We start from the raw sequence: 26,653 nt of genomic DNA on the forward strand, positions 1-26,653 counted from the left end.
GACCAGCCTTTTTCATTCTAAGGTCAATAAGATGTTTTATTTGTACGATTCGGCTCAACAATATCGGCAATTGCAGCATAGATGTTTTCCGGATATTCAGCAAGTCTGTGGCACAAATACAAATACCACTCCGTCCCGTATGTTAAATATACCCTTGCCTGATAACCATCTGCCTTCAGTCTCTGCATTAAATCGGAGCGTATTCCATACAGCATTTCACACTCCGTATTGGCTTGTTTAAGATAGCCGCGCCGTCTTACTTCTTCGATAATAACTTCGTCATGCGTTGCAATCGATACAGGGTGATTTTTTGTTGCTAATAAATCAACAAGCTGTAAATAACGTTCATTCAATTCTTCGGATCGAGGAAGCATAATTTCAGGAGATTCCTGGTAGGCTCCTTTTACAATTCGTATCTTCCCGGGATAATCAAGTAATTCAAGTATATCGTTCATAGCGCGGTGTAAATGAGCTTGTATGGTAATCCCAACATTAGAATACGTTTCCGCTGCTCGTTTATAAATTTCAATAATCGCCTCGGTCTTTTCGGATTCTTCCATACTAATCATGAGAGAAAGGCCGTTTTTTGTGGCTGCTTCAGCCAGTTCATTTACATTGCTGAAAGCAAGCTCTCGGTCCACAGACAAACCGATGTGAGATAAGTCGAAAGAGATTGTAGGTGAAATTAAATGCCGGCCAGCCTCACTGATTAAAGTAAGGAATTCATCTTTCGCTTGGAAGCAGTCCTCTGCAGTTCGAGTATTTTCTCCTATGTATTCAAGGGAAATGGCGTATCCTTTATTCAATAATTCTAGCCCCTTCGAAATGCCATGTTCCCTTGTATCCCCCGCTACAAAACGTTGTGCCGCGCGGAATAACAGAGGATATAGATCTTCGGATTGTTGAATATAACGTTTGATCCGCTGGTCCCTTGCGATTGATTTTAATGCATGAATAACCTGGATTTGGTCATTGGAAAACATAGTGTAACTCCCTTCAGGATTTGTGTGAATTTTTGTATCTTAAAAATATCATGGTAAACTGGTTTATATGAGTACCACTTTTGGTGAACTTTTTTAGTACCAATTTAGTTGAAAGGAGAATCGCATGTTTTGGATACCAATCGATCGGTCGTTACATCTTTCTCTAATTAGACAGGTTTATGAACAAATACGTATGCGGGTCTTGCGTGGGGAAATTCAGGCTGGAGAACGCCTCCCGTCCAGTCGTGAATTGGCGTCCAGCCTGGAAGTATCACGCAATGTAGTCATAGAAGCATATGAGCAATTGCTGGCGGAAGGCTACATCGTGGGACAGCAAGGATCGGGTACGTATGTTGCGGAGGGAGCTTATTTAGATCAAGAGCAGGAAGAGGAATTTTCTTCTTTTTTTAAAAGGAGTCATTTGGTTGAGGAGAAAACCGGTGAGATCATTGACTTTCGTTCCGGCATCCCCGCCTTAGATATGTTTCCAAGAAAAATATGGGGACAGATAGCAAAGGAGGTGTGCATTGAAGTACCACACGCTATATTCGGTTATGGCCATCCTGAAGGGCGCGCGGAGCTAAGACACGTCCTCTCGCGATACCTGAAGAGGACGAGAGGGGTTCACTGCCATCCTGATCAGATCGTCATCACATCCGGTGCAACCCAGGCTTTGTCCCTTGTGGCCCATCTGCTGCTTTCATCAGAGGATGAAGTCATTATAGAGGATCCTATTACGCATGATATCCAAACTATTTTTTCATCCCGAGGCTCTTTTCTTTATCCTGTACCTGTAGATGAATTTGGCATGAAAACGGACCTTATCCCGCCTGATAAAAAGCCAGGCCTTATTTTCGTTACTCCGTCCCATCAGTTTCCATTAGGGGGAACTCTATCGATTCAACGCCGTATACAGTTGATCCAGTTCGCTAGAAAAGCGAATAGTTATATTGTAGAAGACGATTATGACAGTGAGTTTCGTTATCAGGGTACACCGGTTAGCTCACTTCAAGGGTTGGATCCGGAGCGGGTCATTTACATTGGAACGTTTAGCAAGATTCTTTCTCCCGCGTTGAGGTTAGGATATTTAATTCTGCCGCCTTCCCTTACCGAACGGTGTAAAGACCTAAAATGGTTCACTGATCTTCACACTCCATCATTAGAACAGCTTACGCTTGCGCGCTTCATTGATGAAGGACACCTGGAACGCCATGTTAGAAAGATGAAGAAACAATATAAAGCCCGCCGTGATTGTGTCAAGACATGTTTGAAAAAAGAATTCGCGGACAGCGTCAACGTTCTGGGTGATTCAACGGGGTTACATCTTGTTGCTGAATTTAAAGGTGTTGATTTCTCGGAACAACAACAAATGGAAGCTATACAGCAAAAAATTAAAATTTACCCCGTAGAATTCCATGCAATCGAAAAAGGAAACCATAAAAATAAAATTATTTTAGGATATGGAAACTTGTCGAGGGAGGAAATAGAAGAAGGGATACGAAGACTGAAATGCACTCTTACTTAATAGGGGATGAAAAGATGAATAAATTTAAATAAGCCTCTGGCAGTAGGGTTTCTTCTCGGATTTGCTTGCCTAGCGCTGCTTAGCTGGAGTAAGAAAATCCCGGCAGGGGAGATTCTACCGGTAAAAATTACTGTGGATTTATACTCTCTTCATATTTCTATAACAGTGTAAGTATAAAATATACATATACGTTCATGGGGAGGGATTGGAACTATGACTGTATTGACAAATGATGCGATATACAGATTTGCTTTTATACTGTGCAGGTCGGATAAGGAACTTTGCGAAAGCTACAAGGCTTTTATGCGGAACATCCTTGATGAATGTGAGAACGAGCTTGATTTAAGATGCGAGATATACAGGCTAGATAATGCGTTCGAAGAAATCAAAAGAAAAAGGATTGCCAATAAAAATGATGGTGTCCAGGCCGCTCCGCAATAATGCGAAGCGGTTTTTTGTGTGCTCCGCTAACGGGAGTTTAGTTGAATAAGCTTCTGACTTCTTTTTACCAATAAGCTCTATTAAATTTCAAGTTGAGGAGTGGATGCCATCGCTCATCTTCGTTGCTTCTATTGAAGTAAAGGGCATCGATGACAAGAACTGAATAGGAGTGAATAGTTTTAGCGGCAGTAATAAAGATAATGATTGATACCAAATTATTGATGGTGTTATGATCAATTAGAAATTTCTAATTAGTTGAGTAGAGAGGGGAAGAGATAATATGAGTAGAATTGCAAGGACACCTCAGCCCACGGAGTTGCACAACAAAAAGGAAAGACAGAGTGGTATAGAAATTTTGCATTAAGAGTATGTAAGGTTGAACGAGATAATTTTTTCGAAGTGTGACAAAGCTCTTTCTTTAGCAGCCAACCTTAGAGATGAGAATACTACATGGTACTGGATTACTTCTATTTCTATCCTGATGAAAAATACCCCATATTACCGTTTTAAGAAAAGAAGCTGCCCGTTTAGGCAGCAACTTCCTATATTTTAGGTAAATCAAGTTGAAGCGAATGAACCGGTAGGGGGCGACTGAAGAAATAGCCCTGTCCTCCATCACATTTTTCTTCCTTTAAATACCTCAACTCAATTTCACTTTCAATTCCTTCCGCCACTACGTTCATGTTTAAACTGTGGGCCAAAGATATAATAGCGGACGTGATTCGCTTTCCGTTCAAGTCGCGGCTAATATCATCAATAAAACTTTTATCGATTTTTACTTTATCAAACGGATATTGACGGAGGTAACTTAAAGAGGTATATCCCGTACCAAAATCATCAATAGATATGGAAACGCCGATTTTCTTCAGTTTCAAAAGACTGCCCTTTATTAAATCTACATCATCCAACAGGATGCTCTCTGTTACCTCAAGCTCCAGCCACTCGGGTTGTAAATTTGTTTCCTCCACTATTTTTGCAACAGAATCAACAAAGTCAAACTGCTGCAGTTGTTTCGTAGAAATATTAACAGCTACTTTGAAGGGTGGAATACCTGAATCCTGCCATATTTTATTTTGGCGGCATGCCGTTTCGAGTACCCATGTTCCGATAAGTATAATTTGTCCACTTTCCTCTGCAACAGGGATAAAATCACTCGGCGGAACAAGTCCCAATTGCGGGTGATGCCAACGAATGAGAGCTTCTAATGCGATAATCTTTTCGTTTTTTAAGTCCATAATGGGCTGGTAGTATAATTCCAATTCATTATTTTCAATCGCGTTCGTTAAATCACGTTCGATTGTTAATTTGTTAGAAGCTTTCAAGTCCAACTCTTCCGAATAGATGGTATAACGATTCCTTCTGAACTTTTTCGTATAATACATGGCTGTGTCCGCATTACGAATTAATTCATGAACATCGTCACCTATTCCTTTGCTAAAAGCAATTCCTATGCTTACTGAAACTGTAACGGAATGGCCTGAAACACGGAAAGGTTCCGTCATCACTTGATTAATACGTTCCGCTAATCGTATGACTTCTTCCTGAGAAGTTTCAGGAAGAAGAATGGTAAACTCATCTCCGGCTAGTCGACTCAGGGTATCTGTTTTACGGATGGTTTGCTTTAAACGTTCTGCCACCATTTTTAAAAATTCATCACCCATATGATGTCCCAATGAATCATTAATAAACTTAAACCGATCTAAGTCAAGAAAGAGAATGGCAAATGGATGCCGGTCTTCCCTTGAAAGGTTAATTATTTGCCCTAAGCGGTCTTCAAATAACTTTCGGTTTGGCAGTCTTGTTAGAGGATCATAAAAGGCGAGTTCTTTTATTTGTTGTTCATATAGAGTTTTTTGTGTGATATCTCTGGCAGTCCCGTACGTACCAACAATTTTTCCGTTTACCCTCATAGGAAAATGAGTTGCATTTATATGTATCCTCTTTCCATCCTTTCGTGTAAGAACAAGCTCAGTACTACTGGGTATTCCTTTTTTTGCCTCTTCAAAATGTTTAATGGCCTCTGGTAAATCTTCCGGGGCAATCAGGGGCGCAAAGGGCATTCCTACTGCTTCCTGATTAGAATAACCTGTAAGCAACTCACTAGCCGGATTCACGTTAATGAATCTTCCTTCGTCATCAAGGGAGTAAATAGCGTCTGGGCTGCTATCAAAAAGGGATTTGTATTGTTCATTACTTTCTTGAAGCTGTTGTTGTGCTACTACCTGTTCCGTTATATCAATAACGCTCCCAAACAATGCTGTTTTCCCATACATCTCCGCTCCCGTAGTGTGAATTTCAGTGTAGATTAGACGGCCATCTTTATTAAATTTTCGTACCCGATAGCGTTCTTCTTTGCTGTCTCCTTGTTTTCTTTTTTCAATATTACGCTGTATCACCGGAAAATCATCGGGATGGATCGTTTTATCAAGGCAAACCTTTCCTTGGGTTAATTCCTCCTTTGTATACCCCAAAAGAGCGGCATAGTAGGTATTAACATAGGAATAGGCCCCCTCTTCCAGTATATAAATACCAACAGGAGCCTTTTCAATTAGGTTTTGAAACATTGTTCGATAGAATGGAAGTTCGGCTTCCTTGTTTTCATTATTGGTTGTTAACTGGTTTATAAAATCACGTAAAAATTGAGTGTCTTTTACAAAATGTTCTTTCTTTTGGGGACTACGATTCATTGGTAACCTCTCCTATATAAAGAATGATTGCTGCTAATTCGGTTTCTGCCCGTTCGTTTTGCCCTGTATAACCCTTCGTCTGCTTGATGAATCAGTTGTCCAATAGAAACCATGTTCTTTTGGTTGAGCGTGGTATAACCGATGGAAACCGTTACCTTTAATTCTACGTCCTTATTTATTACAAATACGCTCTCTTCTATAGACTGGCGTATCCTTTCTGCAATCGTTCTGGCAGAGGCGGAGTCACAAGCTGGCATGATGATACTAAATTCTTCTCCTCCGTTGCGGGAGACAATATCCACAGAACGACATGACTGTATGAGGATATGCCCCACCTTTTGCAGCACTTTGTCGCCAGCAGGATGCCCGTACGTGTCATTTACCTGCTTGAAATGATCGATGTCTATGTATAACAGGGATAATTCTTCTTGATGTTCTTTTGCCTTTAAGAAGGCAGAATCTATAGCATGATTAAATGATCGAATATTATCCAAACCAGTGAGATAGTCTTTTTGGGCAAATTTTTTTAGTCTTGCATAATCCTGATCGTTGCGCCAAAGGTAAGATTTAAGCAGATAAGTTCCATAAGTTCCACAAATAACAGCAAAGGCATACTGAGTGAATATGATGAATGCTTTTCTAAAATCAGGTATAACGAAGGGAATCGTAATACCAAGAATTGTGATGAACGATACAGCCATAAAGCTCCATTTTCTCTCTATTTTCATGTTGGAATGAGAAATCAAGGAAAATGTGATAGCAGATAAAGTAAGAACAACAACGTTAATGAGGGCGGAGTATGAGATGGGATATAATGCTAATCTGCAAAAAATGATGATAACCGTCGCCACAACAGCGGATGCCCATCCGCCAAGATAGGCTGCTATCATCATGGGGATCGTTCGAAGATCAATAAGCACACCACCTTCTATATGAATGCCAAATTGCATGATAAGTACCCCGAAGCCCCCTTGTAAAACTCCAGTAAGGACTCTCCTTCTAGTGAGAGACATTGATGCAACCCTGTCTCTATAAAGATATTGATGTATCAGGAAAATTCCTGTACATAAGATACAAAAATTTATAAAAAAGTCTTTTAATACAATCAATTTTTACAAAATCCTCTCTAGGGTCATATTAATTTATTGAGCTACTATTGATTGATAGAGTAGATAATTTTCTTTTTATATATCGGTATCTTATTCTCAATTTCAAAGCCAAGAAGCAATTAAATCATTTCAAAATCTATAAATAGGGCTGTGGTAACATCGATTTGGAGTTAGGTATAAACTATTTCACGACGGGAATCGTTAGTGAAGTACGGCTCTTTCGGCAGCTATTTTTCATTGCTGCGCTAACGGGAGTATAGTTAAGGATTGTTAGAAGTGTAAAAAAAAGACCGCCCTGCGTCAATAGGAACGGCTCATGGTGAAATGGCTTAAAAAATAAAAACACCGCCTAGATTCAATTATAAAAAACTATATTTTAAATTTAGCAACTTCAGTTTGTAATTCTTGAGCAAGCTTACTTAAAGATTCAGATGAAGCTGTAATTTCTTCCATCGATGCCAGTTGTTCTTCTGAGGATGCAGCGACTCCTTGTGTACCCATTGAAATCTCCTCAGAGGTACGTGTCAATTGCTCCACAGAAGCTGTCAATTGTTGTGTGCTTGCAGAAATTTGTTCGGTAGCTGCCGAGACTTCTTGAACTTGATCAGTTACACGTTGAATCGAAGTCAAAATATGATGGAAAGCTTCTCCTGCCTGGTTTGCAATTACCGTTCCAGACTCAACTTCTTTTGTTCCTTGCTCCATTACGGTAATCGCATGACTTGTGTTCTGTTGTATATCTTGAATTAAGGTTGCAATCTGTTCGGAAGATTGCCTGGATTGTTCAGCCAGTTTACGAACTTCATCCGCTACAACCGCAAATCCTTTTCCATGTTCACCCGCTCGTGCCGCTTCAATGGCAGCATTAAGGGCTAATAGATTGGTTTGGTTTGCAATGTCACTGATAACTTCAATAATTTGTCCGATTTGTTTTGAATTTTCTCCTAAGTCGTGAACAACAGTAGCCGCTCCCTGTACAGAAGTGCTAATCCCTTGCATTTGGCGAATCGTTTTATTAATGATCTCGTTTCCTTGTTTTGCCTCACGCAGAACTTCTACAGAAGTTTCAGAAACGTTAGTAGCTGACTCAGCAATACGCTGCAATCCGACTGCACTTTCTTCCATTGACTTCTTATTTTCTTCCATGCTTTTCATTTGACCCTCTGTTGCACTAGAAATTTCTGCTACGACCTCAGCCACTTGATTAGCCGCTTGAGAAGATTGTTCGGAACTTGCATACAGTTCTTCAGAAGAAGCGGCGACCTGTTCAGATCCTTCACTTACTTTGCGAACGAATTGGTGTAAGTTTTGTTTCATTTCATTAAAGGATTGGGCCATTTCACCAATTTCATCCTTGTTTTTCACATTAATATCTGGAATAGAAAGATTACCGTTCGCAATTTCTTTCGCCGCTTCAGCTACTGCTGAAACGGGTCGAGAGATAATACGGCTGATATAGAGAGCAATGGCAATTCCAAGTGCTAGTGTGAAAATGGATACGACTATAATAATGGTTTTAACCTGAGAAGCTAGCTGTTTTGTGTGTGCATTCTCTGAATTTAGGAGATCAACGCACATTCCTTCGAGTATAATTACCTTTTTAGTTAACTCGTTGGCGATTGGAGTTCCTCGCTCTGCAAACAGTTTAATATAACCCGCTGGGTTATTTTGATTTTTGAAAACAATTGCTTCTTTCGCTACTTGACCGTAATCTGCATTAAGTTGATTAATTTCTTGAATAAGTTTTTGTGTCTCCGCCTTGATTAGCACCTTTCCTAATTCACTTGATACTGTGCCATACTGTTCGTTAACTTTGTTATAACTTTCGATTTGTGCAGAGTTGCCAGTAACTAGATATCCTCGGATATATTTTACTTCTTCTGCTGCTAAAAACTTCATTTCTTTAGCTTTCAAAGCTTTTGTTGCCTGCTGTTCAACCAAAAAAGAGTATGTATCCGTAATAGTTGTGACTTGATACAAGCTAATTGCTGCGATAGTGATTAAGAGTAAAAGAATTGCTGAAAAACCACTGAACAATTTTTTGCTTATGCTCATTTTTATTCTCCGTTTCTACCTAAGATATGGTCACTTTTAACTGTGTAACTGTACATTTTCATAGTGAGTATATTAGTTTTAACATTAATTAATTTTTGTTTCAACATATTTATATATTTTTCGACAAAGTGTTTTTTGCTTGAGGCTGTACACATGAAGATAGACCAAAAGTAAAAGAATTATCTCTACTCGACATTCAAAATGATTTTATGGACAATGTTTCTTTCTAGTATTTTATTACTTTGTGCACAAGCCGACGCCTTTGTGGCACGCTCCTTGGCAGGCTTAACCACCACAGGTGGAATCGCCGGATTTCTTTTTATAGGGATTTAGAAGAGATTTGCATGATAAAATATTGATTTAATTATCTGCGTCCGATAATATATTAGAGAATTTTTCGAAAATAGTAAGGGGCGAAAAAAATGGAAAGTTTCAATGAAGAAATATATCAGGTACTACTTAAAAGAGAAGAAATGTATCGTCAGATTGTTGAGTCTTCCGCAGAAGCGATTATGATTCACTGTGATGAGAAATTTGTATATGTAAACCAGGCTGGAGTAAAACTTCTAGGAGTTTTTTCTAAAGAAGAAATCATAGGTAAACCTGTATTTGGGGTCCAACTAACAAAACGCGGAAAACATACGCTAAGCAAAATTCGACATAATAAAAGCCGATTTTTCCTACGCTTAGGAATCATCGACTTTTTTGAAGTTAATTTATTCCATTGATAAGTGGATCTCCGATAAATCCTCCTATATTCAATATCCTTTCGTTTATTTTACCTAAAGAAGTATTAAGGGTTACCGTATCAAAATAAGGAAAAATACATATTAAGACATTTGAGGACACGAAAAACCCAGTTAATCCTTTTTTAGAGGAAGAATAACTGGGTTTTTTGTTTATTACTATTCAATGTTTTAAAACAAAAATAACTATTCCGGTGATGATCAAATTAAGTGCTCCAATTCTATGTATCCATTTCTGGGACTGATTATTCAAAAATCGAACAACTTTATTTGCCATTACGGTATAAGTAAAGTCATTCAACAACCCTAAGCCAAGAAATGTTGCCCCTAAAAGTAAAATCTGGGGTAAAAATGCTTCATGTTTACTTACAAATTGAGGCATGAATGCCACATAAAACAAAAAGCTTTTGGGATTTAAAATAGTCACCCAGAATGCCTTTAATGCGGATTTACTTTTATTAGTTGATGGCTTTTTTTGGGTTGTTGCATTACTAGCAGACTCGTACCAAATGCGCACACCAAGGTAAATAAGATAGGCTGCTCCAACTAATTTCATAATACTGAAAAGGGTTGGAGAGGCCAGTAGTAAAACTCCTACACCAGCAAATGACAATAGCATTGATGTTAAGTCACCCAAAAAAGTACCAGGAATCATTGAAAAAGCAGCACTTTTACCTTGACTAATACTTGTAGTGATCAATAAAGTTACGACTGGACCTGGTGTTGCAATAATAAGCAAAGAGGCTAAAACAAATGAAATCCAAATCTCAAAGGTCACTTACTAAAACCCACTTCCTATAGACTAGATGTGTACTTTTTCATGAAGATTTATTCTACTTTTTTCAGACGGGACTCCAAATTCAATTTCATCAAGACCCATTATAATCTTTGGTAACCTTTCGTAACAAAAAACGGAAGGAATGCAAGGTGGTATGAGTTCAGATACAAGATCTTTTAGGGACTTTTGTGAATTAGAAGCCATAATAATATAAAAGTTACCACTATTCCATGTCATGACGGCATGCTTAAAAAGTATAGTAGAAATCAATAGAAGCCCTGAGTTTAAAGCGTTTGCCATAACAAAGGAGGAGGTTAACCCGTGAAGAAATGGATACTATGCCTCATGCTTGTTTTCAGTGTAGGATGCCAGGCTGGACAAAACACTCTGGGAAAGGGCAAGGTGGAAAGTCTACCCAATCAACCGGCCTCATTACTTATGGTGGAAGACGATAAAAGCCGTAATGGATTATTGTCCGGCACCCCCGTCGATCCCGTGACCATGAAACCTGTATCAGATAAACTCAAATTGGATCTGGGCCATCATTACAATTATGCAGTGAGTCCGGATAGAAAGAAGATCGCCGCCTTTATTTGGCCGACTGGGAAGGAGAATGAAAAAGGCCGGCTTTCCTTCATCGATCGAACGACGTGGAAAGAGAGTGTCCAGCAGAAGATAGAGGTGGATGAGCGTACCGGCCCATTGATTTATCATCCGGACGGCTCCTCGCTTTTGTGGACGGTTCCAGCCGAGATAGACGCAACTCACGGAGTCCCATCGGTCTTTAGCCTTGTTCGTTATATGATTGAGGATAAGACGGAGGAAGAAGTTCTCCGCTTGCCGAAGCTCTTTACTCCCTATGAGACGCACGTGCTTCCTTCCGGCCTCCTGGCAATGTACGGACAAACAATCGATGAAAATAATCTGGCAAAGGATGCGCCGCAGCTTTTGTTTATTGATTTGGAAAAAAAGAAAGTCGTTCAAGCTATTCATATTAAAGGACTTGCTGATGGGCAAATCCAAAGAAATGAATCGGGATCGGACGGAATGCCTAATATAACCGCAATGAAACCGGGGGTTGCCTGGGATTTGGCACGTAATAGGCTATATATCGTACATGCGGACCAAAATAAAGTAACTGTAATCGATTTGCAAAAAAGGGCGATTATCCAGGAAAAGGCGTATAAACCATCGATTTCTTTAGCTCAGCGAATCCAACATTGGCTCATTCCGCACGCAGAGGCGAAAATGGCATCCGGAACCGATATTCGGGCCGCAATCAGCCCGGATGGCCGCTCTCTTTTCATTACCGGAACAAAGAGGGAAGTGGAAACCCAAACGAACGGGGTTTCGGGATATCGTGAACTCCCTCTAGGGCTACAAGTGATGGATACGTCCAGCCTCCGGATCAAGCATCATGTCGACCTTCCGGTTAATGATTTCGGCTTATCACCGGGCTCCGGGAAACTGCTGCTGACCGGATATATCCTTGAGCCCAAGCAGCAAAAAAATAGCGGAATCTATATATTTAACTTCCAAACAATGAAAATGGAAGAACACTTGGAGGGAAAAACAGCCTTTTTCGTAGATGGATTTTCAGAAGATTTCCGATATGCGTATGTCAGTAACTGGAGTGAGCACCCGGAGCAGTGTATAATTGATTTGAAAACGAACAAGATTGCGGATCGGAAGAAAGGAAATGGCCATTTCATTAGCCTGATGCCTCTCTACAGGAAATGAGGGAATGAATGATTGATAAGTTAGCAGGAGGAATTTTGTTTGAGAAGGTTTAGAGATGTGTTTTATATTAATGCCTTTCCGGAGAACAACGAAATTGTGTATTACGGAATGGAGTTAAGGGAATTTGTCAAATACGCTCCAGTAGAATTGAATAAGTTGCTGCTGCTGGAAGCAGAGTACTTCAGCCCGGGTTTCCGTTCCCGTACACAGTTTGAAGTCGTTGATAAAGAAGAAATGGAAGATTTCTTAAAAGAGGATGTATATAGTTACGGAAACTTCAGTTGGGTTGACTTTAATCAAAAAGAAAACATTGAGAAGCTTGAATCTCCAGAAATAGCGGGATTGCTGTATCTTGGGCATATGTTCGAGCCTATCGAAAGCCCATTTTTTGAAAAAATTGAGAATCGATATGCTTATCTGGCCCATGATGATGGATGGTTTTGCAGAGTCTACTGTAAATATTACAGTGACTTTCAAGAAATCATCGCGAATAAAGTAACTGGCATGGTCTCAACGTCAAAGAGAAGGAAGATATACCCGTTTCCTGAAGAGGTGAAGAAACAGTTACTTTCGCTTGCTGTTAATGGTTTGCTCATTGATTTTAGCAATATTTTAAAAGCTGATAAATCAATCGAGATCCCTATCTATACGATTGGTAAGTTTCTTGATATGGATGCAATGTATAATGATTTAAGACGGCATATCGGCCGTTCCAGGTATACTGCCCGGTTGGTTCACAAAAATAAAAAGTGGTCAATTGATTATGTAATGGAAAAGTAAAGTGAGTTGAAAAGGCTGCCGGTGCAGATAAATCAAAGAGGAGTTGCATTGTGTATTTAAGACAGTTGCTTTATTTCGGCTACCAGCAAGCTATGTCTTGCATCTTTCCCGTTGCTATTTTTTTAACGCTTGCCCTTTCCAAACTAATCACCCTTCCTATCTTGCACCGATACGATCTCATTTTGCTTATCTGCCTGTTCATTCAGTACCTAATGTACCGTTCCGGCCTTGAAACAAAAGATGAATTAAAGGTCATTGCTGTTTTTCATCTTATTGGCTTAGGTCTGGAAATCTATAAGGTCAATATTGGTTCCTGGTCATATCCTGAGCAAGCGTGGACTAAGATATTTGGTGTTCCGTTGTACAGCGGTTTTATGTACGCCAGCGTAGCCAGTTACATGTGCCAGGCATGGCGTAGATTGCATCTGCAGCTGCATGGATGGCCAGCGGCTATGTGGACAGTTTCATTGAGCGCCCTGATTTATCTTAACTTCTTTACGAACCATTACATCTACGACATGCGCTGGATTTTGATGGCGCTGCTGGTTGTTCTGTTTTTTCGTACATACGTACACTATTCGCTGGAAGGGTCAACGTACAAAATGCCGCTTGTGCTGTCGTTTGTTCTTATCGGCTTTTTTATCTGGATCGCGGAAAATATTGCGACGTTCTTCGGCGCCTGGCAGTACCCCAATCAGCGGGAGGCCTGGACAGTGGTCCATGTCAGCAAAATTAGTTCGTGGTTTCTGCTTGTCGTTATCAGCTTTATAATTGTTGCACAGTTGAAGCATGTAAAGAATGGATTAAATAGGGCAAAGGAAAGGGACATTCTTTCTGTACAAGAATCCAAAGAAGAGGAAATGTAATCGATTTAACTTATATTTTGCTGTGATTGCCCATACGATTTCTTTACTAGTGACGGAAGTGTTAATAAGAAAAAGCCTCCTATGAACAATACAGATAAGCCTATTACGTAAAACAGGGTTTCTATTTTAACTGCTGAAGGAAAAACCATGGCGATTAGGCTTAGTGCCAGCGATTGTGAAAGCATGGATAAGGGGTCCAGCCACCCCTGAACCCGCCCCATCATATTAGGGCTCACGTAGGTGCAAGCTTGTATTTCATCATAAATATTGGCATGACTGTAAGCCCGCCATTGACAATCCCTAACATAAAAGCGAATGGCCCGCGGAGATATTTTCAGCTTGTTTGGGATTTCCTTAATCTTCATCAACTCTCCTCCCCTTTCCCTTATTCTAAACATTAACGTAACGTAAAAGTAAAGGGAAACGGAAGCAGCCGGCGAAGTTTCTTCGGCTGCTATTTCACTTCTTTTGGCAGGTTTTTTACTCCGTATTCCGAATTATATTGAGGTAAGGAGGCATTCTTTCGTATGTAAAAATCCACACTGTGCTTTCACAAGGGAGGGCTAATGATTCATCCATACGATTCTTATCGTTCGTTATTTCCTACATTGTCCACTCATGTACATCTGGCTAGCTGTTCTCAGGGGGCATTGGCCCGCCCTGTTTCCAAAGCGATTGAGGAATATCATGCGGGTCTGCTTTTGTCAGGCAGTAATTGGAACGAAGCGATGAAAAAACTAGAGGAGACGAGGGAGAAATTTGCTGAACTCATTGGGGCGGAACCGGATGAGATTGCTGTAGTATCCTCTGTTTCTCATGCCATTTCTGCTATAGCGGCTTCCCTTCCTTACCAAAAAGGGGAAAATAAAATCGTGTTCACAGATATAGATTTCCCTACTGTCGGCCATATATGGCTTGCACAGGAAACGATGAAAGACAACATTACCCTGATTCGATCTTCCAGTGGAGTGGTACACCTGGAGCAATATGAAAAAGAAGTAACACATGATACAATTCTTACATGTATACCCCACGTATATTATTACAATGGATTTAAGCAAAACCTTAAAGCGATTGCGGACATTGTGCATAGAAAAGGTTCTCTTTTGTTTGTGGATGCTTACCAATCGGCAGGGCATATTCCGATTGATGTAAAAGAAATGGAAATTGATATACTGGCAGCCGGAACGCGCAAATATATGCTGGGAATCCCGGGCATAGCGTTTTTGTATATAAAAAAGGAGCTTGCCGAGCAATTAAAACCGAGAGTGACTGGCTGGCTTGGACAGGAAAAAGCATCAACGTTTGATATTTATCACCCTGTTTTTGCAGCGGGGGCTCGCCGGTTTGAAACGGGTACGCCTTCCTTTATAAGCGTTTATGCGGCGTATGAGGCATTAAAGCTGCTGCTTGGAGTTGGGATACATAACATTGAGTCGTATTTGCAAGAGTTAACCCAATTCACCTTGCATTATGGACAGGAAAAAGGGCTGCACATTATCGGTCCACAATCTTTTGAATCCAGAACAAGTCTGGTGTCTTTTTATGTGGAACAGGCATCGGAAATTGAGGGATTGTTGAAAGAAAAAAACATCGCAGTTTCTGCAAGGCAGGATGTAATAAGAATGGCCCCTCATTTCTATAACACAAAGGACGAGCTAAAGCATGCAATCGATGAACTTTCCAGTTTAATGAATGGCCGGTAACGTTATATTTGCATACTTGACTAATAGGAGGAACAGGGAATTATGTATATACCATCATCATTTGAAGTAACCGATAAAGAAGCTCTTTTCGATTTTATTGAGCACAATAGCTTTGCTGTTCTGTTTTCTCAGAAAGATAATCTGCCTTTTGCTACTCATTTGCCTTTTATTGTTGATAGAGAGAACCAAATTTTATACAGTCATATGGCGCGCGTGAATCCACACTGGCAGGACATAGACTGGCCCGGAACGATAAACTGCGGAATAAAGGTGAAATAGAAAATAACGGCTTTAGGGTTAAGCAAATTGGATAAAATCCCTTGTAAAAAACACGAGTTTTCCCGCTGAGTTGCGGTGTAAGGAATAGCGGTCTTATCAAGAATGATTGTCTCAACCGTTAGATGATCCTTCTTTGAAAAAAGGGTCGATATCCCCATGTAGAGAAGATAAATAGCTCCAGCGTATTCTTTGTTGCCAATACGGTATCAGCTCCAGGTGCAATAACAAGGGCAATCGTTGTTAGAAAGAACAAATAAAAGTGCTCCATACAAAACCTCCTTATTGGCATCGAAATACCCAATATATTACATATCGATCATAACAAAAATAAAACCTATATGCAATATATCGCATGCAAGTTGTGTCTGATATATCAATGAGATATACTACAATAGATTATATTTCGTTACCGAAGCAAGAGAGGGAATCGAATGCCAATACCTAAAAAATTTTCGACACCTGCTCGCTTATCTGCCAAAGAGCGTGCATTTTCTCAAATACAAGAATGGATTATTGATGGTACTCTTCAGTCTGAAGAAAAGCTCAATGATGCTGAACTGGCCCAGGCACTGGGAGTGAGCCGGACTCCTATTCGGGAAGCCTTGCAATTGCTTAGTGTCCAAGGCTTTGTCGAGATGCACCCGGGCGTGGCTACTCAGGTTACGCCGGTCAATAAAGAAGATGTATCAAAAATCTTACCGCCCTTAGCCGTGTTACAAGCCTTAGCTGCAGAACTCGCCACGCCGGCTATTAGTCAACAAACGATTGATTCGCAGCGTAATATCAATACCGAATTTTCGCAAGCCGTTGAAAGGGGCGATTTTTATTCCGCGTTAAAGCTGGATGAACAATTCCATAATGCTATTGTTGAGGTTGCCCAAAATCCGTATATTGCAAGTACGATATCGACACTCCAGGCACACGTTCGCCGGCTTTTCTTCCACAAATCTATTATCCTTACAACGGACTCCATCGAAGAACATGAAGGAATCCTGAAGGCTTTTGAATGTCAAGATAAAGAGACCGCTGCGAGTATCGCACGAACCAATTGGCTTCGTCCTATTGATGTGTTCTATTCCAGACTGCAGGAACAGCAGTGATAAATTAATTCCGTTATTTAAAGGGGGAGTGAAAAATGAGTGCGCAGAGCCGGCTAGAAGTAATCAATCTTCATCACCTCGGCCAGGAAATTCGTGAAACGTATAGAAATTTTGTCGTAAGCCACGTAAATGACAGCTGTCTGCGTTTTGCAGTTTTTACCGGAGAGTATGAATGGCATTATCATCCCGATTCGGATGAATTATTCATCGTGCTCGAAGGTGAATTGTTTATTGATTAGTTTTAGCCTGCTTTTTTGGTTAATCAACACTTGTGTTATTATTTATCTTTTAGCCTTTACTTGTTTCAATATCCCTTAACTCATAACCGCAATCAGGGCAGTTGTAGATTACATTTTGATTGGATTGTGCAGTTAATACGAAGTGGATTTCTTTTCGTGAATTGCAATTTGGACACGTGACGACAGGCAGGTTTAAGTTCATATACATCTCTCCATTCAGCAGTAGTTTCACCTTATTTTTTCAATATAGGAAGGATTTTATGAGCACGTTTAAAATAACCCGGTTATGGTGCGACAAGAAGGTTGCTTTTTTGTATACACAAATTTAAAGGGGATTAAAATGATACAATTTTCTTCTAATCTTTTTCATGGTGAATTAGTAAAACTTTCTGCTGTTTATCGGGATGGGAAGGCTTAACTCAAGTAAAATAAGCTGCTGTACTTTGCTCGTGCCTATTCCAATTTAAGAATATATCGTTGTTTTTCAAGTGAAGAGCATTGCTGATTATGTCAGTAATGCTCTTTTGATTCCGCTGCCGAGCAGGTATTTTTTTAAAATAGGAGATTATAATGTGAAGAGCTTCCCGAAAAGGTGGTTATACATATCACTGGGTGTATCCCAATTGATATTTTTATCACTTCCAACAGCCTATCCTAATTCCGTATCGCATATTCAGCTTATTTATTATCCTGTATAGTGTTTCTTTACTTATACTGTTGTTTTTTCGCCCCTCAAATCAAACGTATAACCGATATAACCTACTTCCGTTCCAGACAATTTCCTACTATTTTGTAGGCAAGGCAGATCTTTCTATAGCTGTATACAATTTGGCGGGAAATATTGGTCTGTTCATCCCACCGTGGTACATTGGATATTGATGATTTTATTTTTAATTTGGCAGGTATTTACCTGGGTATATGGGTATTCGGTAGAATCAAGAAGATGATCAAAATAGAGTAGCGCTTTATAAATGCTTATGAAAGGAGGGGATGAAGTGCCTGTTATTAAGCATCAACAATTTATTAAGGCGCCTGTTACAGTATGTTTTGACCTTGCGAGGAATGTGGATATTCATACACAAACAACCTCTAAAACAAAAGAAAGAGCTGTCGGTGGCGTTACAGAAAGGTTATTAGAGGAAGGAGACATGGTTACCTGGGAAGCTGTTCACTTCGGTATCAAACAAAAGCTAACAGCCAGGGTAATAACAATGGAGAAACCTTATAAATTTGTAGACATTATGCTGAAGGGAGCCTTCCATTCTTTCATTCATACACACCAGTTCGTGGAAGAAGGGAATGGGACAATCATGGTGGATATATTTCAGTATAAGTCCCCATTAGGTTTAGCTGGAGTTATCGCCGATAAATTGTTTTTGCAAAAGTAAATGAGAGACTTTATTGCTTCCCGTGCAGCGGAATTGAAAAAGATTGCTGAGAATATGGGTTAATCTTACCAAGTTAACCCTTTCCGGCTGGCTTTCGCAACATTTCGAAGGAGTCCAGCGTCTAGAAAGAGAGGTACGGTAAAGCATCTATACCGACAATTCTAATACACAGAGGGATGACAAATGAGAAATAGGTTTTACTCTATTGTGTTACCGACGACACTGGCGATTTCTGTTACTCTGATTGCCTGCGGAGCCGGCACTAGCAGAAGTGAACCGAGCAACTCACAGAGTGTGGCAGCTTCGGCCCAAACGCCGCCTTCTCAGAGCGATAACAGCAATCAGGGTAATCAAGCAGCTGACAAAGGCATTGATCAAACAAAGTCCACTGCTGATGTGGTCAGTGAGGTGAAAAGCAAGTTGAAGATGGAGGGTGCAATGATTCCTTCTTCCTTTCCGATTGACGCTGGTCATCACTTGACGGCTTCTATAGAAAGCAATGGAGCGCAGTCATACGAAGTTATTTTTTATCAAACCAAAAAGGCTCTTCCTATTAATGATAAATCTCTGCAGCCAAACAGAAATGTACCCGTTATTGCTTCTTTTATAGCGAGGACCTATGAAGATCAGAGTAGTGCCACAGATGTTTTTCCGCCAATAAATGTTGAAGGTGGCCCTGAAGCTGTAGATCTGGGTCACGGCATCAAGGGGTTTTCAGAAGGCGCAGCCGGCCATTCCTATTTGAACTGGCGTGAAGGAAATTGGATTCTGCAGATTCATTCACTTCTGACAGATCAAATGAACAATCAGGGTATTGCGAGGAAAATGGTTGCTTATTTGGAAAACCACTCCTTACCTGCCCCTAAAGATAAGGGCCGCGTGAAAGTAGAGTACCGGTCTGGAGGGAAAGAGGTATATGTTGGTATCTACTGGCAGGATGGAAACGTAATTTATGAGTTGGAAACAGATAAGGTGCCTCTCGAGGCGCTGAAGATTGCGGTGTCGGTCAATAAATAACGACACCGGCTGAGATCTGAAATGATTATGTAGTGGACTTCATTCCCGAACCATTTATATATGTACAATTATCCACGAAAGAAAGGGATGCTTAAATTATGGCATCCCTATTCTGATCAGTATAATTGTATTTATTGTTACATCTTCTCGATATCTTTAACACCCTGATAAATATCCGCGAACAATTCTTCAATATCCGATTCCTCAACACAAGAAAATGCCACACGTAAGTCTGTTGCACCGAGTGCAATCGTACCTACCCCGTAATTTTCCAGAAGATGAGTACGCAGCGTTTCCGCATCAACCGTATTAAGCTTCAGACACATGAAATAGCCGGAGTTGAACGGATAGTAATCCCAGACATCGTTGTATTTACCGGAATCAAGAACCTGTTTAACCCGATTGGCTCGGCTTTTCATAATCCCATATTTCTCTTGCTTCTGAGCTGCGTATTCCGGAGACTGAAGTGCCTTTAAAACAAACGTTTGCGACGGGTGCGGTCCGCTGGAAATGGTAGCCCGGATAATTCCCATTGTCTTCTGTTCCAACGCGGAAAGCAGTGACTCGCTTTGTGCCGCGAATGTGATAAAGCCCACCCGGAATCCCCAGACGTATTCTTCTTTCGTTGCACCATCGATCTTCACCGCTAATACTCGAGGGTGGATATTCGCTAATTTTCCGAACAGCGACTCCCGAATGGAGTCTTCGAAAAATAGCCCGTAGTAGGCGTCATCTGTCAGAACGACAACGTTAATCCCTGCCTCCGCTCCTGCCAGTACAGCAGCAACGATTTCTTCTCCTTCTTCCGCTCCTGGAGTGTAACCGGTAGGGTTGTTCGGGAAGTTTAGAAGTACAATGGCTTTGCCGCTTTCCTTTTGGGCCAGGATAGCTTCCTTAAGGCCAGCAGCATTAAATTTACCGGCCGAATTGTAGAGCGGATAATTCACCAATTGCGCTCCCCGGCGGATCCCGAAAGTAATCTCATAATTCTCCCAGTTTTTATCCGGAACAATAATCGCATCGTTCTGGTCGACAAATAAATCGGCTGCAATACTCAAACCGTGCGTGAGCGCATTCGTGACAATAGGGTTACTAAAAACTTTTCCTTCAAGAGACGGCGTTTCAGCCAAAATCTTTTTTCGCCAAACCGAGCGCAGCTCAGGTTTCCCTGCAGGAGGAGCATATTCATACAGATCCTTGGGAGCGTAGGCAGACAGTGTTTCCTGAATGACTTCTAAATGCATGGGCTGTCCGTTTTCAATTGCAATCCCGATCGTCGCGTTAAATTTTTTCGCCTTGGCCTTCGCTTCAGCGGATTGGCTAAGTATCCCTTCCTTTGGAAAATAAATCGCTTTTCCCAGAGAGGAAAGCATTGAATAAACATGAGGATTTTCTTGTTCGATTGTTTCGTTTAATTTTTTTACAAGTGAATTCATTTTTTCTCTTCCTTTCAGATAATGGGAACCGCTATCCATTGTCGAATTAATCTGGATATAAGACAAAAAATTTCAATGGGGCCGTCTTTAAACAAAATTTTATCATGATTCCTCTCTACATCTTACTTTTATTATGTTACAAATGTAATAATATATCTAGATCCAGAAAAGAGATTGCTACTGAAAGGAGCGTACGTTGAATGATATAATCCTATGTTGAGTTCTTTTATGTTGGTTGTAAAGTCAGGCTATTTTGACTTCTTTCAAAGAAGGAGTGCCTAATATCTGGGGGACATTTGTTGGAGCCGCGATTATTGGAATTCTGGCTAATGGATTAACGATTCTGGAAGTACCGCCATTTATGCAGGATGTCATTACAGGACTTATTGTAATCGCTGCTGTTCTCTTACAAAGAATGGAACGTGGTTCACGTCTATGAAGGAAAGAAGTGAGAAACCGTGTTATATATTGCCTCCTTCGATATCGGGACAACAAATGTAAAAGGGTTATCTGCCGGGATTTATGCGGAGGATATTGCTGCGATTTCGTTTAGCGGTCAAATGCAGGATTGTATACCTGTTACTCACGAAGGAAATCCGGCCAGACCGGCTATTCTCTATTCGGATAGCCGCGCCGCTGAACAAGCTGAACGAATGAACCAAGATCTTGGAACGCCGGCGATACGAAATATTACCGGAAATCATTTGGACGGCACACTCACATTTCCAAAGATCCTGTGGATTAAAGAGCAAGAGCCGGAAATCTATCAGCAAACTTCTGTGTTTTTAATTAGTGCAAAAGATTACGTCATTCGGCAACTAACCGGCCGGAATGTAACGGATCCAACATCTGCAGCAACAGTTGGGGTTATGAATGTAAGCAAGAGGCAGTGGGAAAGCGAGTGGCTGTATCGATATAACATAGAATCGGAAAAACTTCCGGTTATTTGTCCTTCCGATGAAATCGCTGGGCATGTGAATGAACAAGCCTCTAAAATAACCGGCCTTGCGGCAGGCACTCCGGTATTATGCGGTATCGGGGATGCGGGTGCTGCAACAATAGGAGCAGGGGTTACCCGCTGCGGAAAAGGAATTGTATATTGCGATCGCGCCGTTAATGAATGCTGGGAATGCACATAAATGGGCCGTTTCAGTCTTTGGTAATAGCAGTGAGTACAATAATGATTTTGCCTTTCAAGAGGCGGAGAAGCTTATGCAGTCTTGTGATCGAGGGAAAAACGATATTCTTTTCCTGCCCTATTTGAACCGTGAACGTTGCCCTGTTCAAAATCCAAATGCCTCTGGATCTTTTATTGGAATTAGACCTACTACTACGAAAGCAGAAATGTGCTGTGCCGTCTTAGAAGGCGTAGCAATGGGGATGAAGCAGGCTATGGAGCTTGTTTCTTCAGATAAAAGCCGGTTGTCTCTAATTGGTGGAGGAAGCAAGAGTGTAATTTGGAATCAGATCATTGCTGATATTTTTGATATGGAAGTAATTGTCCCTCAGGAATCTGAATATCTTACTTCCATCGGCGCTGCAGCTTTAGGCTTTATCTGTTTAGGCTGGGAACAAAGTTATTATGATTTTTATCAAAAGTCGTTATCCTATCAAATATTTAAGCGTTATATTCCGGATAAAACGAAGGCAGCGCATTATAAACGTAAATATAAAAAATACACAATGCTTTATCCTGCATTAGAACCTATATTTAGCTTAAATTAGCAATATTCCATTTTTCATAGTATCATGTTACAATTTCTATTGTACGACTTTCAAAAACTAAGGAGTTGAGATTAGATGAGTCAAGTAGAGCAAGTTGAGAGAGGTTATTTCGGAGAGTTTGGAGGGAGTTTCGTTCCTGCGGAACTTCAAAATGTGCTGGACATTCTTGAAGAGCAATTTTTGAAATACAAGGATGAACCTGAGTTTAATGAAGAATTTCAGTATTATTTGAAAGAATATGTAGGCAGACAGACCCCGCTATATTTCGCTGAACGCTTAACGAATAACGCCGGCGGGGCGAAAATCTACTTAAAGCGGGAAGATTTAAACCATACAGGTTCCCATAAAATTAACAATGTAATTGGACAGATTCTATTAGCGAAACGAATGGGTGCAAAACGTGTGATTGCGGAGACCGGTGCAGGTCAGCATGGCGTTGCCACAGCTACCGCATGTGCGATGTTCGGGATGGATTGCATCATCTATATGGGTGCTGAAGATACGAAACGCCAGGCACTTAATGTATTCCGGATGGAGTTGCTGGGTGCTAAAGTGGTGGCTGTTTCTAAAGGACAGGGCCGTTTGAAGGACGCAGTAGATGAAGCTTTTGCCGATTTAGTGCAAAACTATGAAAATACCTTCTATCTGTTGGGTTCGGCTGTAGGACCCCACCCGTTTCCTACAATGGTGAAACATTTCCAGTCTGTTATTAGTAAAGAAAGCAGGAATCAAATCCTTGAAAAAGAAGGCCGTCTTCCGCATGCCGTTGTTGCTTGCATAGGTGGCGGAAGCAATGCCATCGGTTCTTTTGCGGAGTATATACCTGATACAGAGGTTCGCCTCATCGGTGTAGAACCGTCCCGGGCAGCAACGTTAACCCAGGGGACAGCCGGATTGCTGCATGGATTTAAATGTTTAGTCCTGCAGGATGAAAAAGGAAATCCAATGCCCACCTATTCCATCGCTGCCGGGCTCGATTATCCTGGGAGCGGACCGGAGCATAGCCATTTAAAAACGTCAGGCCGCGCAGAATATGTAGCGGTAACGAATGAGGAAGTGCTCGAAGCTTTCCAGGCGTTAGCCAAAGTAGAAGGAATTATCCCCGCCCTTGAAAGCGCCCATGCTGTAGCCTATGGAATGAAACTGGCTGCAACTTTGAATGAAGAACAGAGCATTATTATTAATATTTCCGGGCGCGGCGATAAGGACGTAGAACAGGTATTTGAGATGCTGAAGAAATAAAATTGTTTGAAAAGCATGGTAAAGAATCGGAAAAGGTTCTTTACCATGCTTTTTTTTATGCTTTCTAAGTGGACATAAAGAGCAACTACTATAATCAGCAGTATTCTCCTCGAAAGTTTATAGGCACACAAAACTACACAATTTGTGTGTTGCAAAAAAAGCAGGCGCTTTACAGGAAACCAAATACTCGATTGTTTCTATCTGTATCTTTTTTATTTTTAATTAATATAGATAATCCCCTCAAGTCTGATGTGATAATCTTCTCCCTCATTGGAGACTAAAATATGATCGGAGTAAACCTCCTCTAATGTTCCTGTAATGATTTCAACGGGAGTAGCAACGGATATTTTCCTTCCCCTTCGCTGCTGCAAATGATTCAGAAGTTGTTTCGTGAATGTTACAGTATTCATGACAGTGGATTCTCTTGTATCAGGTACGAGTTCAATTTGGTCTGATACAGGATAAACATAATGGCGATAAAACGGATAATGCATGTTTACCTCCCTAATTTTTAGCCGTAATAGAAATATATGCGGAAGGCAGGAAGATGACCTAGGACAGATACCCAAATTGCTAATTGATCCTTTTATTTGTAACTACATGACCCTGTAATTTGTTTTTCAAATGGTTCAGCCAATATTCTTCTTACGTTGCAAAAGAGGTTTTTCTTACTTTTTTGATTGGTTACTATCTGGTTTTGTTTTGACACAGTTATTCTTATATAAAAATTAGGCAGGTGGACCTACTGGCTACACGATATTAGGAAGATGGGCAGATGTTCCTCGAGGAAGAAGAATGAGTTCTGGTGAATTGTATCTTCAAATAGGGAGAGAGTTTACACAAATAAAGGCATTAAATAAGACGGGTGGCTTTAGCGGTTCGCTTTGGACAAAAATAAGGTAATGGTTTCATACGGTCATTTAATTATTAAAACATCCGCTACTATCCAAAATGTAAACGAAAGCAGCCGTTCTGGATACGGAACGGCTTTTAAACTATCACTATCCTTCCTAAATCAAGAAGTATGCCCACAGCGCTTTCCTGCCATGTACATGATTCCAACTCCCGAGCGTATTATTCCAAATTTCAAACGTATACGCGCATCCTAGTCTGTACATATTATAGGATAAACAAGGGAGGAATTCCAATTGGTGTGGATTCTTGGGCTGTACCTATTAAATACGTTCTTTATGTTAATTGTAGCAATCCGCGAGGTGCGCAGGCCGGCCAAGGCATTGAATTGGCTGGTCATCTGTCTCATCTTACCTGTCATCGGTTTCGGACTCTATCTCAGCACAACGAATCCCGTGCATATTCGCCGTCGAGAAAGACTGACATCTCCGCATAATGAGTCGGACACGTTGCCTGATTCATTTAGCCGTTCAGCTTCAGTTATCGCTCATGCTTTACGGCATTTGACCGTACATGGGCTTCGGACTGGCCAAGTCCAAGTACTTATAAACGGCATTGAAACCTATGAAAAACTCATCGAATCCCTACAGAACGCCCAAAAAATGATTGATGTGGAATATTACATATTTCGGGATGATCAAATTGGTAGACGCATCACGAGCCTGCTGATGGAACGCGCCGCAGCCGGTGTTCGGGTCCGCTTTGTGAGAGATGGTTGGGGGAGCCGGAAATTTCCAAGGCGTAAGATTATTCAGATGATGGAGGCAGGGATTGAATGCCGGACGATGTTTCCATTGAGTTTCCCTTGGATCATGTCCAATTGGAATTATCGGGATCATTGTAAGATTGTCATAATCGACGGAAAGGAAGCTTTTACAGGGGGGATCAACGTCGGATATGAGTATACCGGATTGAAGCCGAATGTAGGGTTCTGGCGCGACACTCATTTGCGAATCACAGGTGAAGCTCCAGTCGATTTGCAGGCTATTTTCGACGCCCATTGGCACATCGCTTCGCCGGAACGGAGGAAGGCGAGGACACGCTGGAACACGAAAGCTGAAGATACGCGAAAGCCCATTCAGGGTCCAGGGCGTAAATCGCAGAACAGTGCTCCACCCGGCAGGACAGCTCTTTCCGGATGGTCGGCAGAATCGGGCACTGAGTTGGGTACCATGGAGAGCACCGGCGTAGAAACCTCTCCAAGCGCAGAAGCGTTGCATAAAGCGTATGTGCACACGTTGGAAGGGAATCCTGGCATTCCTACTCCCGTCATCCGGCAGGCTTACTTCATTTGCCTGACACAAGCGGCCAAGACTATTGATATCACCACCCCCTACTTTATACCCGATGCAGATATCATCAATGGGATAAAGACAGCCGTGGCGCGCGGTGTGCGCGTAAGATTGCTGGTTCCTCACCACGTGGATCAAAAAGTCGTCGGCCTTGCAAGCCGCACCTATTACGGAGAACTGTTGGAAGCCGGGGTTCATATCTATCTATATGACAAAGGCATGCTGCATGCAAAGCAGATGATTATCGATGAGGAGATTGCCGAAATAGGCGCCGCAAACTATGATCTGAGAAGTTTTCGCCTCAATTACGAGGTGTGCGAAGTCTTGTACAGTATCGATGTGGCACGGGAACTCACAGAGCAATTCGAGCGCGATCTCACTGATTCTGTGCCGTTGCGCATCGAAGACTTGCTGCAGCGCTCCCTTTCACAACGTATTCTCGAGCAAGGAGCTCGCCTGCTTTCCCCGTTGTTATAGCCGGCGCATACGCTCTGCTGCCTCACGGCAGTTTGTACTACGCACAGTGGATCTGTGATTAAGAGTAAATTTCATTCTATTTAAGAAAAGGAGAAACTTGATGCAGTATGGATGCTGTGTCACGTGCCAG

25 protein-coding genes and 2 pseudogenes are annotated in these 26,653 nt (G+C 41.2%); 17 read left to right on the forward strand and 10 right to left on the reverse strand.

Going from position 1 to position 26,653, the window contains the following annotated elements:
- Positions 1 to 23 precede the first annotated feature (23 nt).
- On the reverse strand, positions 24 to 983 hold the full coding sequence (locus MBEAL2_RS14820) for a proline dehydrogenase family protein (RefSeq protein WP_047153049.1): 960 nt from the start codon (positions 981 to 983) through the stop codon (positions 24 to 26).
- Between the two features lie 124 nt (positions 984 to 1,107).
- On the opposite strand from MBEAL2_RS14820, the gene pdxR reads away from it, so the two are divergent.
- Entirely contained in the window at positions 1,108 to 2,508 is a 1,401-nt protein-coding gene (pdxR, locus tag MBEAL2_RS14825; RefSeq protein ID WP_047153050.1) for a MocR-like pyridoxine biosynthesis transcription factor PdxR, read from the forward strand.
- A gap of 213 nt (positions 2,509 to 2,721) precedes the next feature.
- Complete coding sequence (locus MBEAL2_RS14830; protein ID WP_047153051.1) at positions 2,722 to 2,949, forward strand: hypothetical protein; 228 nt, start codon at positions 2,722 to 2,724, stop codon at positions 2,947 to 2,949.
- 542 nt (positions 2,950 to 3,491) lie between these two features.
- Here MBEAL2_RS14830 and MBEAL2_RS14835 read toward each other — a convergent pair.
- From MBEAL2_RS14835 to MBEAL2_RS14845, 3 genes are all read right to left on the reverse strand, one after another.
- Positions 3,492 to 5,636 carry a sensor domain-containing protein gene (locus tag MBEAL2_RS14835; RefSeq protein ID WP_047153052.1) on the reverse strand — a complete coding sequence of 715 codons (2,145 nt, stop codon included), beginning with the start codon at positions 5,634 to 5,636 and terminating at the stop codon, positions 3,492 to 3,494.
- Positions 5,633 to 6,649: a GGDEF domain-containing protein gene (locus tag MBEAL2_RS14840; RefSeq protein WP_269082482.1), complete on the reverse strand. Its 1,017-nt coding sequence runs from the start codon at positions 6,647 to 6,649 to the stop codon at positions 5,633 to 5,635. Before MBEAL2_RS14840 ends, MBEAL2_RS14835 begins: the two co-directional genes overlap by 4 nt.
- 465 nt (positions 6,650 to 7,114) lie before the next feature.
- A complete protein-coding gene (locus MBEAL2_RS14845) occupies positions 7,115 to 8,800 on the reverse strand; it encodes a methyl-accepting chemotaxis protein (protein ID WP_047153054.1) in 1,686 nt (561 codons plus the stop codon).
- 422 nt (positions 8,801 to 9,222) lie between these two features.
- Between MBEAL2_RS14845 and MBEAL2_RS14850 the strand changes: the two genes are divergently transcribed.
- Complete coding sequence (locus MBEAL2_RS14850; protein WP_047153055.1) at positions 9,223 to 9,528, forward strand: PAS domain S-box protein; 306 nt, start codon at positions 9,223 to 9,225, stop codon at positions 9,526 to 9,528.
- Positions 9,529 to 9,709: 181 nt separating this feature from the next.
- Here MBEAL2_RS14850 and MBEAL2_RS14855 read toward each other — a convergent pair whose 3' ends face one another.
- Positions 9,710 to 10,324, reverse strand: a complete 615-nt coding sequence (locus MBEAL2_RS14855; protein ID WP_047153056.1) for a LysE family translocator — start codon at positions 10,322 to 10,324, stop codon at positions 9,710 to 9,712.
- Positions 10,325 to 10,645: 321 nt separating this feature from the next.
- Here MBEAL2_RS14855 and MBEAL2_RS14860 point away from each other — a divergent pair, with 321 nt between their 5' ends.
- The 3 genes from MBEAL2_RS14860 to MBEAL2_RS14870 are packed head-to-tail and all read left to right on the forward strand — an operon-like array spanning position 10,646 to position 13,710.
- Complete coding sequence (locus MBEAL2_RS14860) at positions 10,646 to 12,064, forward strand: YncE family protein (protein ID WP_152667801.1); 1,419 nt, start codon at positions 10,646 to 10,648, stop codon at positions 12,062 to 12,064.
- A gap of 39 nt (positions 12,065 to 12,103) precedes the next feature.
- The gene (locus MBEAL2_RS14865; RefSeq protein WP_047153058.1) at positions 12,104 to 12,844 is read left to right on the forward strand and encodes a hypothetical protein; all 741 of its coding nucleotides are present in this window, start codon (positions 12,104 to 12,106) and stop codon (positions 12,842 to 12,844) included.
- Positions 12,845 to 12,891: 47 nt separating this feature from the next.
- Positions 12,892 to 13,710 carry a DUF817 domain-containing protein gene (locus MBEAL2_RS14870; RefSeq protein WP_047153059.1) on the forward strand — a complete coding sequence of 273 codons (819 nt, stop codon included), beginning with the start codon at positions 12,892 to 12,894 and terminating at the stop codon, positions 13,708 to 13,710.
- Positions 13,711 to 13,715: 5 nt separating this feature from the next.
- On the opposite strand, the gene MBEAL2_RS14875 is transcribed toward MBEAL2_RS14870, so the two are convergent.
- On the reverse strand, positions 13,716 to 14,075 hold the full coding sequence (locus MBEAL2_RS14875; protein ID WP_047153060.1) for a hypothetical protein: 360 nt from the start codon (positions 14,073 to 14,075) through the stop codon (positions 13,716 to 13,718).
- Positions 14,076 to 14,276: 201 nt separating this feature from the next.
- Here MBEAL2_RS14875 and MBEAL2_RS14880 point away from each other — a divergent pair, with 201 nt between their 5' ends.
- Positions 14,277 to 15,416: an aminotransferase class V-fold PLP-dependent enzyme gene (locus tag MBEAL2_RS14880; protein WP_047153061.1), complete on the forward strand. Its 1,140-nt coding sequence runs from the start codon at positions 14,277 to 14,279 to the stop codon at positions 15,414 to 15,416.
- 42 nt (positions 15,417 to 15,458) lie between these two features.
- Positions 15,459 to 15,695 carry an FMN-binding negative transcriptional regulator gene (locus tag MBEAL2_RS14885; RefSeq protein WP_052947734.1) on the forward strand — a complete coding sequence of 79 codons (237 nt, stop codon included), beginning with the start codon at positions 15,459 to 15,461 and terminating at the stop codon, positions 15,693 to 15,695.
- On the opposite strand, the gene MBEAL2_RS33995 is transcribed toward MBEAL2_RS14885, so the two are convergent.
- A complete protein-coding gene (locus tag MBEAL2_RS33995) occupies positions 15,617 to 15,853 on the reverse strand; it encodes a LysE family translocator (protein WP_082129957.1) in 237 nt (78 codons plus the stop codon). The two genes, MBEAL2_RS14885 and MBEAL2_RS33995, sit on opposite strands and share 79 nt — an antisense overlap.
- On the reverse strand, positions 15,814 to 15,963 hold the full coding sequence (locus MBEAL2_RS31810; RefSeq protein WP_161798215.1) for a hypothetical protein: 150 nt from the start codon (positions 15,961 to 15,963) through the stop codon (positions 15,814 to 15,816). Before MBEAL2_RS31810 ends, MBEAL2_RS33995 begins: the two co-directional genes overlap by 40 nt.
- 163 nt (positions 15,964 to 16,126) lie before the next feature.
- Between MBEAL2_RS31810 and MBEAL2_RS14890 the strand changes: the two genes are divergently transcribed.
- The 4 genes and pseudogenes from MBEAL2_RS14890 to MBEAL2_RS14905 all read left to right on the forward strand — a co-directional run bounded on the left by MBEAL2_RS14890 (position 16,127) and on the right by MBEAL2_RS14905 (position 19,439).
- The gene (locus MBEAL2_RS14890) at positions 16,127 to 16,795 is read left to right on the forward strand and encodes a GntR family transcriptional regulator (RefSeq protein ID WP_047153062.1); all 669 of its coding nucleotides are present in this window, start codon (positions 16,127 to 16,129) and stop codon (positions 16,793 to 16,795) included.
- Positions 16,796 to 16,830: 35 nt separating this feature from the next.
- Positions 16,831 to 17,031: pseudogene (locus MBEAL2_RS14895) on the forward strand (cupin domain-containing protein); the annotation flags it as partial.
- Positions 17,032 to 18,029: 998 nt separating this feature from the next.
- A pseudogene (locus MBEAL2_RS14900) lies at positions 18,030 to 18,419 on the forward strand (SRPBCC family protein); the annotation flags it as partial.
- Between the two features lie 186 nt (positions 18,420 to 18,605).
- Positions 18,606 to 19,439, forward strand: a complete 834-nt coding sequence (locus MBEAL2_RS14905; protein WP_052947735.1) for a hypothetical protein — start codon at positions 18,606 to 18,608, stop codon at positions 19,437 to 19,439.
- 137 nt (positions 19,440 to 19,576) lie between these two features.
- On the opposite strand, the gene MBEAL2_RS14910 is transcribed toward MBEAL2_RS14905, so the two are convergent.
- Positions 19,577 to 20,875 (reverse strand): aminotransferase class I/II-fold pyridoxal phosphate-dependent enzyme, encoded by a 1,299-nt coding sequence (locus MBEAL2_RS14910; RefSeq protein WP_047153063.1) that lies wholly within the window; start codon positions 20,873 to 20,875, stop codon positions 19,577 to 19,579.
- Positions 20,876 to 21,149: 274 nt separating this feature from the next.
- Between MBEAL2_RS14910 and MBEAL2_RS30270 the strand changes: the two genes are divergently transcribed.
- The 4 genes from MBEAL2_RS30270 (at position 21,150) to trpB (ending at position 23,842) form a co-directional block, all read left to right on the forward strand.
- The gene (locus tag MBEAL2_RS30270; protein ID WP_201780822.1) at positions 21,150 to 21,314 is read left to right on the forward strand and encodes a hypothetical protein; all 165 of its coding nucleotides are present in this window, start codon (positions 21,150 to 21,152) and stop codon (positions 21,312 to 21,314) included.
- Positions 21,315 to 21,333: 19 nt separating this feature from the next.
- Positions 21,334 to 22,014, forward strand: coding sequence for an FGGY family carbohydrate kinase (locus MBEAL2_RS32920; RefSeq protein ID WP_052947736.1), 681 nt, complete (start codon positions 21,334 to 21,336; stop codon positions 22,012 to 22,014).
- Complete coding sequence (locus MBEAL2_RS32925; RefSeq protein ID WP_236692865.1) at positions 21,968 to 22,600, forward strand: FGGY-family carbohydrate kinase; 633 nt, start codon at positions 21,968 to 21,970, stop codon at positions 22,598 to 22,600. The genes MBEAL2_RS32920 and MBEAL2_RS32925 overlap by 47 nt, the downstream gene beginning before the upstream one ends.
- Before the next feature lie 75 nt (positions 22,601 to 22,675).
- Positions 22,676 to 23,842, forward strand: a complete 1,167-nt coding sequence (trpB, locus tag MBEAL2_RS14920) for a tryptophan synthase subunit beta (protein WP_047153064.1) — start codon at positions 22,676 to 22,678, stop codon at positions 23,840 to 23,842.
- A gap of 218 nt (positions 23,843 to 24,060) precedes the next feature.
- On the opposite strand, the gene MBEAL2_RS14925 is transcribed toward trpB, so the two are convergent.
- Complete coding sequence (locus tag MBEAL2_RS14925; RefSeq protein ID WP_047153065.1) at positions 24,061 to 24,336, reverse strand: DUF2642 domain-containing protein; 276 nt, start codon at positions 24,334 to 24,336, stop codon at positions 24,061 to 24,063.
- Between the two features lie 654 nt (positions 24,337 to 24,990).
- Here MBEAL2_RS14925 and MBEAL2_RS14930 point away from each other — a divergent pair.
- Positions 24,991 to 26,523 carry a phospholipase D-like domain-containing protein gene (locus tag MBEAL2_RS14930; RefSeq protein WP_047153066.1) on the forward strand — a complete coding sequence of 511 codons (1,533 nt, stop codon included), beginning with the start codon at positions 24,991 to 24,993 and terminating at the stop codon, positions 26,521 to 26,523.
- The last annotated feature ends 130 nt before the right edge of the window (positions 26,524 to 26,653 follow it).

The organism is Aneurinibacillus tyrosinisolvens (assembly GCF_001015055.1).
Taxonomy (GTDB): domain Bacteria; phylum Bacillota; class Bacilli; order Aneurinibacillales; family Aneurinibacillaceae; genus Aneurinibacillus_A; species Aneurinibacillus_A tyrosinisolvens.

Bases quoted from the DNA above. Each gene is read 5' to 3' on its own strand.
- MBEAL2_RS14850 (WP_047153055.1), top strand. From the start codon at position 9,223: ATGGAAAGTTTCAATGAAGAAATATATCAGGTACTACTTAAAAGAGAA.
- MBEAL2_RS14875 (WP_047153060.1), bottom strand. From the start codon at position 14,075: ATGAAGATTAAGGAAATCCCAAACAAGCTGAAAATATCTCCGCGGGCC.
- MBEAL2_RS14885 (WP_052947734.1), top strand. From the start codon at position 15,459: ATGTATATACCATCATCATTTGAAGTAACCGATAAAGAAGCTCTTTTC.
- MBEAL2_RS14835 (WP_047153052.1), bottom strand. From the start codon at position 5,636: ATGAATCGTAGTCCCCAAAAGAAAGAACATTTTGTAAAAGACACTCAA.
- MBEAL2_RS14840 (WP_269082482.1), bottom strand. From the start codon at position 6,649: ATGTCTCTCACTAGAAGGAGAGTCCTTACTGGAGTTTTACAAGGGGGC.
- MBEAL2_RS14830 (WP_047153051.1), top strand. From the start codon at position 2,722: ATGACTGTATTGACAAATGATGCGATATACAGATTTGCTTTTATACTG.
- MBEAL2_RS14890 (WP_047153062.1), top strand. From the start codon at position 16,127: ATGCCAATACCTAAAAAATTTTCGACACCTGCTCGCTTATCTGCCAAA.
- MBEAL2_RS33995 (WP_082129957.1), bottom strand. From the start codon at position 15,853: ATGGGGATATCGACCCTTTTTTCAAAGAAGGATCATCTAACGGTTGAG.
- pdxR (WP_047153050.1), top strand. From the start codon at position 1,108: ATGTTTTGGATACCAATCGATCGGTCGTTACATCTTTCTCTAATTAGA.
- MBEAL2_RS31810 (WP_161798215.1), bottom strand. From the start codon at position 15,963: ATGGAGCACTTTTATTTGTTCTTTCTAACAACGATTGCCCTTGTTATT.
- MBEAL2_RS14905 (WP_052947735.1), top strand. From the start codon at position 18,606: ATGAGAAATAGGTTTTACTCTATTGTGTTACCGACGACACTGGCGATT.
- MBEAL2_RS14820 (WP_047153049.1), bottom strand. From the start codon at position 983: ATGTTTTCCAATGACCAAATCCAGGTTATTCATGCATTAAAATCAATC.
- trpB (WP_047153064.1), top strand. From the start codon at position 22,676: ATGAGTCAAGTAGAGCAAGTTGAGAGAGGTTATTTCGGAGAGTTTGGA.
- MBEAL2_RS14845 (WP_047153054.1), bottom strand. From the start codon at position 8,800: ATGAGCATAAGCAAAAAATTGTTCAGTGGTTTTTCAGCAATTCTTTTA.
- MBEAL2_RS14880 (WP_047153061.1), top strand. From the start codon at position 14,277: ATGATTCATCCATACGATTCTTATCGTTCGTTATTTCCTACATTGTCC.
- MBEAL2_RS14910 (WP_047153063.1), bottom strand. From the start codon at position 20,875: ATGAATTCACTTGTAAAAAAATTAAACGAAACAATCGAACAAGAAAAT.
- MBEAL2_RS14925 (WP_047153065.1), bottom strand. From the start codon at position 24,336: ATGCATTATCCGTTTTATCGCCATTATGTTTATCCTGTATCAGACCAA.